The sequence below is a fragment of the Streptomyces stelliscabiei genome (genome assembly GCF_014873495.1).
Taxonomy (GTDB): domain Bacteria; phylum Actinomycetota; class Actinomycetes; order Streptomycetales; family Streptomycetaceae; genus Streptomyces; species Streptomyces bottropensis.
In genome coordinates this window covers 6,769,814-6,781,990 of record NZ_JADBGF010000001.1, presented here as the reverse complement: position 1 = coordinate 6,781,990, position 12,177 = coordinate 6,769,814, and the positions used below count along the sequence as shown (strand labels likewise).

Here is a 12,177-nt window from a genome sequence, read left to right as displayed (position 1 = left end):
ATTCGCCGAGCGTGGGGTAGCGGGCGCCGACCGCCCGCCGTCAGACCGACGGCGGGCTGATCAGCGTGCCAGCTGGAACACGGCGGCGGCCACGACGGTGCCGAGGATTGTGCCCGCGATGACCTGGTTGCGTGTGTGGTCCCGCAGCTCGACCCTGGACCATCCGACGATGACGACCAGGAGGAACCCGAGGGTCATCCACGCACCGTAGGTCTGTACGAGCATCGCGCAGGCACCTGCCGAGACGGCCTGGTGCACGGATATCTTCCAGACGAACGTGATCACGGCGAGGATCGCGAGGGTGACCAGCATCGACACGATGAGGGCGGTCATCGTCCGCGGGGCGCCTGCAGCGGCCATGAGGAGGATTCCGGTGGCCACGGAGAGCAGGATGACGGCCATGACGACGAGCCGTGCAGGCTTGGCCCCGACGTGTCGATCGCCCCAGTGGCCCTTCCGAATTCCGTACTTGATGAAGGTGATGGGAATGATGGCGGCGAAGAGTGCGCCGACCGCTCCCCAAGCCACGCCGGTCCATTGCGCCGTGTGCCAGCCGATCAGGAGGGTGACGGCGATAATCCAGTTTTTCGGCTCAAGCCAGTCGGTGATGCGGCGCGCCAGTTTGGACTCCGCGGGGTGCACGTCAGTTGTCATGGGAGGAGTCCTTTTCCGGTCCGCCTGTCGGCAAGGAGGCAAGCGCGACTTCCTGGCGGGTGAATTCTGTTACGACGGGTGAAGAAGCGTAGGCGCGGGATACCGCGTGGAGCCACGCGAGTTCACTCGGCCGGTCCCTTCCAGTGACACCGAGGGGCGGGTACTCAACACCTTCAAGTTGGTTTCCTGTTCGAGCGGCGCTAGCGGCCACGTGCAGCCAGGCGGCTTCTGTCACCGCATCAACTTCCTGCTCACTTACGCCTTTTTGGAAGGCGAGCGCGCGAGCACGCTCGCGGACATCTACTGACACGTATTCACGTAGGGCCAGGCACGCGTCCTCGATTTCGATGACGCATCGTTCAAGTCGGAAGCCGACACGCTGCTTTGGAACCGATGTGGAGAGCACCACGTGGGGAGCGGCGTCTGTCAGGCGCTTCCACAAAGGCTGGAGCCGCCTGAGCATGATCCAGGATCTGACGTACTCCACGGCCACGGAGAGCGGTGGCAGGCAACTGCCGAGCGCGATCGACAGAATCGCCAGTTGCTTGAGTACGGTGGAGATCTGGTACTCCAGCGTCGAATACCGGACTCCGGTGGTGAGGTCCAGCGTGACGAAGCCGATGCGCTGCAGGGCATAGAGGCTGCCGAGCAGCGTGCCGAGCCCCATGAGGCCGAGGCCGGCCCTGCCCAGGAGGGTGCGGCTGTGCCGGACGCCGCTGAGGAAAAGCCAGGTGGCGACGAACATGGCGATGCCGATGTACAGCGTGAAGACCGCCGTGTAGAGAACCGGATAGATGGCGCGCTCGCCCTCGCCGACCCGTACTGGCCCACCTGGCATCCAGTTGGCCAGCGTATAGAAGAGGACCATGAGGGGGAGCGTGGCTGCGATCGCTGCCAGCCTGGTGCGGCGGGCCAGGCCCTGCGGGCGGACGACGGCGACGATGAAGTCCAGGAGGAAGGCCGCGGAGGTAACGCCGAGCAGGTGCTTCAGCAGCGGAGTAAGGCTGGTGACGCCGGCGTTGTCGCTGATAGCGGCTTTGACGGCGGGCACCTCGAAGGTCATGGCCGCAGCCAGGGCCGCGAACGTGAGCGCAAGGCTCCGCTGCTTGTGGGAGTGACGGATGGACGGCAGACGCCACACGGTCACGAGCCACAGGGAACCGGCGACGAGGGTCGGGGTGTTCATGAGCGGCGGTTCCTCCGGGGATGGACGAGGGCGTCGTCAAGACGCGTCATGGCGCCCGGCCGCCCTGGTTCTCGGCCTGAGTAGGCCAGTTCCTCGAACAGCTCACCGAGGGACGAGGCAGCCATCTCGGCGTCATACTCGGTCTCACTGTCGTAGCTGGTCCGTCCGAGCGCTGTGAGCACGGCCGAGGGGTCGACGCCCTGCGGCATGATCGACAGGAGCGACTCCACGACGCTCGTGTTCTCGCTTGCATGCCCGAGGAGTAGGTGCGCCAATTCATGGCGGACTATTTGCGCGCGATGCCGCTCACTTGTGGCCGTCACATGAAATATGTGATCTCCACTTTCGAAGGAGATCATGAGACCGCACGGTGCATTGACACCCCCCAGGTCGGGCAATTCGTGGAGGTGCAGCGGGCGCCCACGCCTGACCGCCAACTGGCGGCATACTTCATCCACCGCGTAGGGGTCAGATATTTCGATTCCCCGCAGTTGCTCCTCGCACAGTCGCCTCAGCTGCGCTTCTTTCCGCGCATAACGCCGATTGAACATGAACGAGATCCTCGCTATGACCCCCGAGCAAGCGCAGTACGCGGTTCTCACTCGACTCTTACTCACTGACATGCGGAGAATCCCCCGCGACCAAGCGGAGCTTTACACAGCCTCGCCGGGCGACCAAGAGGATCTTGAAGGCATATCCGTCAAAACGGGATAGCGGGTGAGAGAGGTCACGTTACTGAGGGATTATCAGGCTTATCAAGGCCCTCTAGGCGACGCGCCTGTTCAATTACCGTCGTGATCATTTTGAGGCTGTCAGCCGAGAGCCCATTGGCTCGCAGTGCGAGCCCTCGCACCTTGGTGTCTCCCACGGCCGCGATCAACTCCATGGAGGCCCGGATCTTCTCGGACTCCTCGGCGTCGAAGTCAGGGAAGAAGTATTGGGGCGTGACATTGAAGTGGCGCGCCAGCGCTTCGACGGTATTCACGGTCGGGTTCGGCTTGGCTCCGGAGCGTAGCTGCGAAATGGCGCTCTCCGAGACAGTGAGGCCATCCGCCTCGCCGGCCTCACGAATCGCGCGAGACACCTCCGCATTGGTGAACTTCTTGCCCGTCGCCGGGTTTTTCACCGTTTCGAAGAGGTGGTTCAGCTTGTCGGCGAGGCTCAGCTGCCGACCGCCGGACGCCCCCGAGGGCACCTCCGCCGATCCGCTGGACTCCACCATCACTCGGCTCCTCCCATCTACACCCTGAGGCGCCGACGATACTCCAGTGTTGACGTGAGACCAACCCGCGAGACGGAACACTACGGTGTTGACAGCTCGGGATCACTTTGGCGTATGTTCCAGGTACGGCAACACCAAAGTGTTGCAGCCGTGGCGAGGGATGCTGCTCGCATCGCTACCCGTGGCGTTCGCTGCACCCCTAGGCACGAGGACCACTCATGATCACCCGCCCCGCGTCGCGCCCAACCGTGCGACTTGTAGAGGGTTTAAGAGCCAAGTCTGGATCTTGACGCAGGGTCGTGCGTATGTTCGTCGTCCCTCCGGGCAGCCCGCCCGGCACGTCGAACACGAGGAGCAGCGGCATGCCCACACTTCGGGCTCCCTAAGCCCGCATACAGCGACGGCGCCCGAGAGACGCAACTCGCGGACGCCGAACGCCTCACGGCACAAACCGCCCCGGCAAGGGCGGATATCGCCACCATCACCACGCTGATCCCTTCCACGGGGCGTTTCAGCGCGGCAACACCAAAGGAGATTCTCGCATGCGATCTGCCCTGCGCAAAAGGCCCGACGGCCTTGCCTGCGCGGCAGCCTGTGCCCCCTCCACCTCCATCCGCCAAGGGCTGGCAACGGATCAACCGTCGGTGCGGCAGTGTGGGGGTGATGCCTGATGGCACGCATCCGCACCGTCAAGCCCGAGATGTTCGAGTCGGAGTCGCTGGCCGAGTGCTCGGTGACCGCCATGCTCACCTTCATCGGGCTGCTGACGCAGGCCGATGACTCCGGCCGACACCGTGACCACCCGGCGATCATCGCCGGACGGCTGTGGGCCCTGCGCCCGGAGCACACCGCCGCCCACGTCGCCCAGGACCTGGAGGAACTGGCCGCCGCTGGGCTGATCTGCCGCTACACCGGCTGTGACGGGCGCACGTGGCTCCACGTGATGACGTGGGAGCAGCACCAGAAGATCAACAAGCCCACGGCGTCCCGAGTGCCGCGCTGCCCCAGCCACCAGGGCCACCACCCCTGCGGCAAGTGCCAGACCCGGGACTGCCCCACGCGCATAGTGCCATCCATGACGCCTCCCGGAACCCTCCCGAATGACTCCGGGAGCCCTCAGCGCGGGGTGCACCGCCCGGTTCCGACCGCCACGCAGCCAGCGGGGACCACGGCGGACCCTGGAGAGCCGGTGTCCGTGCCGCTGGCTGGCCTAGCTGCCCCCACTGCGGCAACGCCAACGAAAAGCCCAGCTCAGAGGGATCTCCCGGAGGACTCACTGAGGACTACCGGAGGACTACGGGAGGACTCCCGCTCTGGATCTAGGATCTTGGATCCTGGATCATTCCTTACGGGGCGCGAGGCGCCCGCACCCGACGCCGTCCCCGGATCGGTCTCCGCCAAGGAGCTGGTGGCCGAGTACATCCGGGACTGCCAGCGCCGACCGCCTGAGGACTTCCTCGGGCTCCTGGGGCGCAAGATCAAGGCGCTCCTGGACGAGCGCTTCGACCCGCAGGACATCGGCACCGCGCTGGAGCGGCTGCGGGCCAAGGGCCTGCACCCGAGCGTCCTGCCGAGCCTGGTGAACGAGGTCGTCAACGCCGCCCCGCAGGCCGCCTCGGTGCCGTCGTCCGCCTCCGGCGCGGGGCCATGGGCCAGCACCTCCGGTTACACGCCCTACCTCAATCCGACCGAGCCGACGACGTTTGGAGGCCGCCTGTGACCCGCGCGCATCTCGCCGACCCCCAGCCCGCCATCGGCGAGCGGCTCCGCGCCCGCCTGGAGGCCAAGCTGGCCGAACGCGGCATCGACCCGACCGCGCCGCTGCCGGACACCCCGGAGCCGATCCCGGCCCTGGAGGCCGCACAGGCGCGCATCCCGGTCGACTACCGCCACGCCGTGGTCGAGCACCCTGAGGTCACGGCCTGGGTCCGCTCCATCACCGAGGCGGCGGTCGAACCGAACGCCGGCGGGCTCAATCCGCACTTCGGCACGGCTGGACGCCGGCGGATCGCACACGGCCCGTCGCTGCTGCTGTGGGGCAGCACCGGGGCGGGCAAGACCCACCAGGCGTACGGCGCGATCCGCGCCCTGACCGGCGCCGGATGCGGTGTGTCCTGGCACGCGACCACCGCCGCCGACATGTACGCCGACATGCGCCCGAAGTCCGGCGTGGACCCGGAGCACATGTTGCGCCGGATCGTACGGGTGCCGCTGCTGCTGCTCGACGACCTCGGCGCCGCCAAGAGCAGCACGTGGACGGAGGAGATCACCTTCCGGCTGGTGAACTGGCGCTGCCAGAACCGCCTGCCGACGATCTTCACCACGAACCTGCCGCCCGTACGCGAGCCTGGCATGCCCCCACGGCAGCCGGTCCTGCGCGACGTGATCGGCGACCGGATCTTGTCCCGCCTGTCCGGCATGTGCACCCCGGTTCACTTCGACGGCCCGGACCGCCGCTTCCAGCGCCGCTGAACCGGCCCTTCTCGCACACCTCCCTCACCTCCGGTGCGGCATCGCCGTGCCCTCGCCCCGCCTCACCTCCGCGCCACGCCGCCCTCACCCACGCCGGCGCCGCGCGAGTGCTGAGGCGTACCCGGAGATCCTCTTGCGCACTATCACCACGAACGACACCGCGCGCCCGACGCTGCGCGGGATCGCCGACCACAGCTGGCATGCCCGGGGCCTGTGCCACGGGATGCCCGCCGAGGACGCCGACGAGCTGTTCTTCCACGCCCCGCGCGACCACGAGGCCGCCGCGGAGGCCAAGTCCATCTGCGGCCGGTGCCCGGTCAAGAAGGACTGCTTCAACTACGCCCTGGACAACGACATCCGCCACGGGATGTGGGGCGGGCTGACTGAGATCGAGCGCCGCCCCTGGCACGCCCGGGTCAGCAAGCGCCTCGACTACGCCCGGGTCAAGGCGGCCTTCCAGGGCCGCGACGTGCACCTCAGCGACGCCGAACGCGAGGCCGTCGTCCGACACGCCTACGTCCGCGGATGGAGCCCTGAGCGCCTCGCGTACACCCTCCAGCTCGAACTCGACTGGGCGCGCGACCTGATGCGCCGGGCGGCCCATGCCGTCGCCGACCGCGACCGCTACTGGGGCCTGTACGACGAGACCGCCCCCACCGCCGACGAAGACGAGGACGAGGCCATCTCCTCGCCCGTGCCCCGGCAGGTGCAGACCCGCGCGCTGATCACCGCTCTAGGAAAGGCAGCATGACCCACCCCACCGCCATACGTCTGGCCGGCGTCTCCATCGAGCTATCGCACCTGATCACCGGCGCCGTTGCACTGTCGGGCCTCGCCGTGCTGGCGGGCGGCTGGCTGGTCCTGCGCCGTGGTGCCCGCGCGGGCAGGGTTCGCTCGTCCGCCCCAGCGGTGTGGGTCGCGGCGCTCGCCGCGCTCGGCTGCACCGCCTACAGCGCCGACACCAGCTGGCGGTTCGCCGCCGACTACCTCGACATGGCCGGCACCGCCGAGCGTGCCGCCATGTTCGGCGCTGCCGAACTGGCGCTGTTCGCCACCGCGCTGATGGCCCGCCAGAACCTCACCATCCAGGGCGCTCCGGGCCTGCCGGGGATCCTGGTCTGGATGATCACCGGCGTCCAGGTGATCCCCGCCTACGCCGAATCCGGCCCGGTCGGGGGCACCGTACGGGCGTTCGTCGGGCCCGTCATGGCGGCGATGCTGTGGCACCAGGCCATGGGGATCGAGCTGCGCCTGCGCAAGCCCGGCGCCGCCTCGCACGGCATCCTGGCCGTCCTCGGACGGGAAGCACGCGAGCGCCTGCTGTCCCGCCTCGGCATCGCCGAGCGCGACCGCGACGCAGCCCAGATCACCCGCGACCGCGCCACCGCCCGCGCGGTCACCCTGGCTACCCGCCTGGCCGGACGGTCCCCGAAGCAGGGCGACAGTTGGCGGAGCCGATGGATCGCACGCCGACTTGAGTCGGCCCTCGAACGCTCCGGCGTGGGCAGCGATCCCCAGCAGCTCCGCATGCTCCTGAACCAGCTCGCCGCCCGCCGACATGCCACCGCGCTCGCCACGATCGACCTGCCCTCGCCCTGGACGCAGCCCTCACCGGGCGCGGACCACACTCCCCTCGGCCGGCCCGCCCTTGACGGGACGGCAGCCGGGGACCAGACGAGCCAGCCACGCACGGTCCCCGACGCAGACACCGCACCGGCCGGGGACGGTCCCCATGGGGACCGTCCTGATCAGGTCGCGGGGACGGCGCCCGCACAGAACGGGGACCAAGAGGAGCACCCAGTCCCCGACATCGACGCTACCGGGGACCGGGCAGACGCAGGCGGGGACCGGGACCACGGGGACGAGGATTACGAGGCCGGGGACCACGGGGACCGGCGGATCGACGGGGACAAAACTGCAGCTCAAAGCGCGGATAGCTCGTCCCTGACGCCGGTCCCCACCACCAGGGACCGTGGTGCCCCCGACTCCGACACGGGGACCGAGCCCGCCGAGAACCGTCCCCGACCGGTCCCCGACGACAGGGATGGGGACCCCGCAGACTCCGGCTCCGAGACGGGGACCGACCCGACTGGGGACCGTCCCCACGCGGTCCCCACGCGCAGGAGGCCGAAGGCGACCCGGAACCGGTCCCGAGGCGGGCAAGGCAAGCCGTCCCTGAAGCAGCCGCGGCCGAGCGTGGACCAACTCGTCGCCCAGCTCCGCCCCCACGTACCCGGGTTGCTGGAACGGGACGGGAACGCCGAGGTCACGCGCACCCAGCTCAGGGAGATCATGCGCGCCCACAACATCGGCATCCGCAACGACCGCCTGACGCCTGTCCTAGAACGTCTGCGCCGTGAAACGGCCACGTCCACCACGAAGAAGAGGAGTGCACGGTGAAGTCGTGCCCGCGCATGTCGCGCATCAAGTCCGACTTCGAGAAGGACATCTGCTTCCTGATCAGCTATGCGGAGCGCAACGCCGGCACCCCACCGGCCAAGACCAGCGCGAAGCAGGCGATCACGGTCAAGCACAACATGGCCCGCGCGATGAGTCGGCACTTCGCACGCTGCCGCGAGTGCGGCTGACACCTGCAAAGAAGCAGGTCAGGCGACTCCATTCCACTGAATCGATCCGGTGGCCCGGCATCGTGCCGGGCCACCGCTCCCGCCACAAAAGGAAAACACCATGACACGCGCATCCGCGCCCAACCATTTCGGAAACCGCCTGATCTGGGCGTTCCTGCACGCCTTCCTCCAGTACCGGCTGATCCACTCGGCCGTGGACGGCCCCGAGGGACAGTGGTTCGTCCAGATCTCCCCCACCGAGCAGATCCATCACCTCACCGACGTTGAGGACGCCTTCGACTTCGTCCTCGACATCCTGGAGATCATCCACGACGCTCAGGACGGTGGGCAGTGACGAACCCGAGCTCAAGCCCCGCCCCCACCCCTGGTGAGCCGGTCTCCAACTCGCTCCCAGTGCGAGCAAGTTATCGGCCAAGACACTCTTCCCCGTTGGGGAAGGCGTCCTTGGCCTTGCCCGCCCCAGGGGTGGCGGGAGCCGACCGGCACCGGGGGGCGCAGGTCGGACAGGCAGCGACCGAGGGCGGATCGCAGCAGGAAAAGCCCGCGCCGCAGCGCAAGCGCCGTGCCACGAAGAACCGTTCACGCAAACGCTCCCCGAAGTCCCACGCCAACAAGCGCGTTCACGTGTGCAGCGTCCGCCTCAACGACGACGAGAAGTACGTGCTCACCGCAGCCGCCACCGCCACGCGCACCAGCCTGCCCGCCTTCCTCGCCCGCAGCGGGCTGGCCGCCGCCAGTGACCTCGACGCCAGTGCCGCCGCCATCGCCGGGCGCCGCGAACTGATCACGGAACTCTTCGCCGCCCGCCGGCACCTCGGCCACGTCGGTAACAACCTCAACCAGGTCGCCCGCGCCCTCAACTCTGGTGCCCAGCCTGCCGAACTCGATGCCGTCATCGCCGCCACCGAACACGCCGTCCAACGCGTCCAGCACGCCACCGACCAGTTCCTCGCCCAGTCCTAGAAAGTCGCCTCACCGAATGGTTCCCAAGATCCACGCCCGCGGGAAGCGGACCATCGGCCTGCTGTATTACTTGTACGGGCCGGGCACCCACGAAGAACACATCGACCCGCACCTCGTGGCGTCCTGGGACAACAACGCCCCCGATCCCGGACGCGATCCGCAGGCCACGTACAAGGACCTGCAGCGGCTGCTGGACCAGCCCCTGGACGCCATCGACCAGGACGACCGGCCGAAGAAGCACGTGTGGCACCTGTCCGTCCGTAACGCCCCCGAAGACCCCCTGCTCAGCGACAAGCAGTGGGGCGACATCGCCCGCCGCATGGTTGCCGCCGCCGGCATCGACGACCCCGCCCAGGGCGCGGGCTGCCGGTGGGCGGCCGTACGGCACGCCGACGACCACATCCACATCATCGCCACCCTGGTGCGCGAAGACGGCTACAAGCCCGACCTCGACCACGACGCCGCCCGCGTCCAGGCCGAGGCTCGCCTCCTGGAGGCCGAGCTAGGACTGCGCCGTCTCAACAAGGGGGACGGCACCGCCGCCAAGCGCCCCACCAGCGCCGAACGCCACAAGGCCGAACGCCAGGGCAAGGACCGTGCCTCCCGCGAGGAGTTGAGGGAAACCGTGCGCCGCGCGGTCGCCGGCGCCACCAGCGAGAAGGAGTTCTTCGACCGGCTGACCGCCGCCGGCGTGCTGATCCGCAAACGCGTCGCGCCCTCCGGCAACCTGCTCGGATACAAGGTCGCCCTCCCCGATGACCGCAACGGGAACAAGGAACCGGTCTACTACGCGGGCTCCACCCTCTCCCCCGACCTCTCCCTGCCCCGCATCCGCAAACGCTGGTCGTCCGACGCCCCACCCCAGAACGCCGACGGCCTGTCTGACCCGACCACCGCAGCTCCCGCGCCGAGCGGACCGGCCACGGCACGCCGGCGGGCCGCTGCGGCGGCGTGGCAGGCGGTGCTGGTCATCGATGGCGGTGAGGACACGCTCGTGGCGGCGCAGATCGCGGCAGCCGGGGAAGTCCTGGACGCGCTCGCCCAGACCTCCGCCGCACACACCCGTGCCCAACTGCGCGAGGCGGCCTTCGCGTTCGAGCGGGCCACCCGCTCCCACATCCAGGCCGAACGCGGACACGACCGCGCCCTCCGCCAGGCCGCCCGCGACCTCGTCTACAGCGGCCCCGCGCTCGGCCGCGGAGAGGACGGGGCGACCACGGCGATGCTGATCGACATGGCGTTCTTTCTGGTCACCGCCGCCGCCCACTGGCATGACAAGAAGCAGCATGCCCAGCAGGCCGCCGCCGCACGCCAGGCCACCGAGTATCTGCGCGTCGCCTACCAAGCCGCGGCCGAGGTTCCGCTGGGCGTGCTGTTCCAGCGCGGCCGACGCCTGTCGCAGCCTCTTCGGCACAAGCAAGCCGCCTACCTGCGGGCGACCGTGCCGCATCTGGCCGAGCAGATCCTGGCCGAGCCGGGCTGGTACGCGCTGGCGGCCACCCTCGCCGACGCCGAGAACGCCGGCCACGACCCGGCCGCGCTCCTGACCGAGGCCGCCGAGCGGCGGGAACTGGACACCGCCGACTCGGTCAGCGACGTCCTGGTGTGGCGGCTGCGCCGCACGGCCGGCCTGCCCGCCGACGCCTCGACGATGCCCGACCACACCAGCAGCGCCTCGACCAGCTCCCCGCGGCGGACGACGCCCAGGGCGAGCCGCAGCGAGGGGCCGGGCAAGGCCCGCTGATTACGGAGTCTGAGAGTTGAAGCAGGTCAGGCGTATAAGGCACTCTCGCTGTGGCCTGTCAGACGAAAGAAGGGCACCGGGTGTTCGGATTCCAACGTGGTCGTGCCGACCGTGAGTTCCGTGAGGCCCAGCAGGCGGGCCAAGCGCTGCTGGAAGCCGTTCAGTCCTTCGAGCCGCCCGCGCCTGCCCCGGCCGCCGAGACGGTGGTGCCCGACTTCCTGCCGCCGGACCTGCGGGTGCCGTCGCGGACGGAGGTGGCGGGGCTGATGATGCGCTGGCAGCGTCCGCTCGTCATCGACGGCGAGGTCCGTGCCTGCCCGCAGTGCGGCGCGTACCGGGACTGGATCATCTTCAGCATGCGCGACGACTCGATCTGGCTGCGCTGCCGCGCCGGACACGAGACGAAGGAGCCCGGCCTAGACCCGGCCTGGTACAACCGCAACTCCGGTCCGGTGGACCACTTCCACCCCACCCTCGAAGAGGGCCTGCGCCACCTCGGTCACTAAAGCCCGCGAAACCCCAACCCCCTTATTCCCGCGTACGTCGGCGCCCGGAGGGCCGGCCCAGTCAGACCGTTCGCAGGCCACTTAGGGGTTTTCGCATGCGCCTTCCCACCACGACCGTCCTCAGCCTCAGCGCCCTCGCCGTCCTGACCGTGGCGAGCTGCTCCACCAGCCCGGCGCACTCGGCCCACTCCCCAGCAGGGCAGGACGGCACGAGCGCCTCCGCGCCCGCGCCGTTGTCCTCGGCCGCACTGGACAAGCGGCTCCTCGACGAGAGCGACCTGGGCGAGGACTACACCCGTGTGCCGCAGCGGCCTGCGGCACACGACGACGTCACCGTGATCGGCTGCCCGACGCTGGAAAAGCTCGGCGGCGACACCGCCACCGGCACGAGCCTCGCCTTCCCGCGCAAGGCGAAGGCGTCCTTCACCTACGCTGGCGCCACGGGCTCCGAGTTGAGCGAGGAGCTCTACAGCGACACCGCGGCGAAGCTGTCGAAGGGCATCGGCGAGATCTTCGACGCGATGGTGTCATGCCCCGCCTATCAGGTGCTGTCGGGCAGTACGGCCATCGACATGCGCACCCAGGAGACGGCCGCGCCGGCACTGGGCGACGAGCAGTGGAGCCAGCTACTCACGTTCTCCGCTGGCGGGCAGCGCAGCATCGTCAAGCAGACGGCACTCCGCTCGGGCACCGTTGTGGTGATCGTCTCCGGCTCGCCGGGGCTCGTGGACGCCAACCTGAAGAAGGCGCTCGACAAGGCCCAGTCCGCACGCTGACCACCTTCCACCCGCAGTGCCCTCTGTCTTCGGCAGAGGGCACTGTCGTATCCGGTGCTCGCGGCG

14 protein-coding genes are annotated in these 12,177 nt (G+C 68.9%); 10 read left to right on the top strand and 4 right to left on the bottom strand.

The annotated features are described in order from the left end of the window. Positions 1-60: 60 nt before the first annotated feature. The 4 genes from H4687_RS30275 to H4687_RS30260 all read right to left on the bottom strand — a co-directional run bounded on the left by H4687_RS30275 (position 61) and on the right by H4687_RS30260 (position 3,062). Entirely contained in the window at positions 61-654 is a 594-nt protein-coding gene (locus H4687_RS30275; protein ID WP_046912656.1) for a phosphatase PAP2 family protein, read from the bottom strand. Continuing rightward, the gene (locus tag H4687_RS30270) at positions 644-1,840 is read right to left on the bottom strand and encodes an MAB_1171c family putative transporter (protein WP_046912657.1); all 1,197 of its coding nucleotides are present in this window, start codon (positions 1,838-1,840) and stop codon (positions 644-646) included. The genes H4687_RS30275 and H4687_RS30270 overlap by 11 nt, the downstream gene beginning before the upstream one ends. Further along, positions 1,837-2,199, bottom strand: coding sequence for a hypothetical protein (locus tag H4687_RS30265; RefSeq protein WP_225966877.1), 363 nt, complete (start codon positions 2,197-2,199; stop codon positions 1,837-1,839). Before H4687_RS30265 ends, H4687_RS30270 begins: the two co-directional genes overlap by 4 nt. A 368-nt stretch (positions 2,200-2,567) precedes the next feature. Continuing rightward, on the bottom strand, positions 2,568-3,062 hold the full coding sequence (locus H4687_RS30260; protein WP_046912658.1) for a helix-turn-helix domain-containing protein: 495 nt from the start codon (positions 3,060-3,062) through the stop codon (positions 2,568-2,570). A 670-nt stretch (positions 3,063-3,732) separates the two neighbouring features. On the opposite strand from H4687_RS30260, the gene H4687_RS46730 reads away from it, so the two are divergent. From H4687_RS46730 to H4687_RS30210, 10 genes are all read left to right on the top strand, one after another. Next, positions 3,733-4,782 carry a hypothetical protein gene (locus H4687_RS46730; RefSeq protein ID WP_046912659.1) on the top strand — a complete coding sequence of 350 codons (1,050 nt, stop codon included), beginning with the start codon at positions 3,733-3,735 and terminating at the stop codon, positions 4,780-4,782. After that, positions 4,779-5,534 carry an ATP-binding protein gene (locus H4687_RS30250; protein WP_046912660.1) on the top strand — a complete coding sequence of 252 codons (756 nt, stop codon included), beginning with the start codon at positions 4,779-4,781 and terminating at the stop codon, positions 5,532-5,534. Before H4687_RS46730 ends, H4687_RS30250 begins: the two co-directional genes overlap by 4 nt. 133 nt (positions 5,535-5,667) lie before the next feature. Then, positions 5,668-6,285 (top strand): WhiB family transcriptional regulator, encoded by a 618-nt coding sequence (locus tag H4687_RS30245; protein ID WP_046912661.1) that lies wholly within the window; start codon positions 5,668-5,670, stop codon positions 6,283-6,285. Further along, positions 6,282-7,934: a hypothetical protein gene (locus tag H4687_RS30240; RefSeq protein ID WP_046912662.1), complete on the top strand. Its 1,653-nt coding sequence runs from the start codon at positions 6,282-6,284 to the stop codon at positions 7,932-7,934. The genes H4687_RS30245 and H4687_RS30240 overlap by 4 nt, the downstream gene beginning before the upstream one ends. Then, positions 7,931-8,122, top strand: coding sequence for a hypothetical protein (locus H4687_RS30235; protein WP_046912663.1), 192 nt, complete (start codon positions 7,931-7,933; stop codon positions 8,120-8,122). The genes H4687_RS30240 and H4687_RS30235 overlap by 4 nt, the downstream gene beginning before the upstream one ends. A 100-nt stretch (positions 8,123-8,222) precedes the next feature. Continuing rightward, the gene (locus H4687_RS30230; protein WP_046912664.1) at positions 8,223-8,456 is read left to right on the top strand and encodes a hypothetical protein; all 234 of its coding nucleotides are present in this window, start codon (positions 8,223-8,225) and stop codon (positions 8,454-8,456) included. Positions 8,457-8,572: 116 nt separating this feature from the next. Beyond that, positions 8,573-9,085 carry a plasmid mobilization relaxosome protein MobC gene (gene mobC / locus H4687_RS30225; RefSeq protein WP_225966876.1) on the top strand — a complete coding sequence of 171 codons (513 nt, stop codon included), beginning with the start codon at positions 8,573-8,575 and terminating at the stop codon, positions 9,083-9,085. A gap of 16 nt (positions 9,086-9,101) precedes the next feature. After that, entirely contained in the window at positions 9,102-10,829 is a 1,728-nt protein-coding gene (locus tag H4687_RS30220; protein ID WP_046912666.1) for a relaxase/mobilization nuclease domain-containing protein, read from the top strand. An 80-nt stretch (positions 10,830-10,909) separates the two neighbouring features. Then, complete coding sequence (locus H4687_RS30215; RefSeq protein WP_233443722.1) at positions 10,910-11,335, top strand: hypothetical protein; 426 nt, start codon at positions 10,910-10,912, stop codon at positions 11,333-11,335. 95 nt (positions 11,336-11,430) lie between these two features. Further along, positions 11,431-12,111 carry a hypothetical protein gene (locus tag H4687_RS30210; RefSeq protein ID WP_046912667.1) on the top strand — a complete coding sequence of 227 codons (681 nt, stop codon included), beginning with the start codon at positions 11,431-11,433 and terminating at the stop codon, positions 12,109-12,111. Positions 12,112-12,177 lie beyond the last annotated feature (66 nt).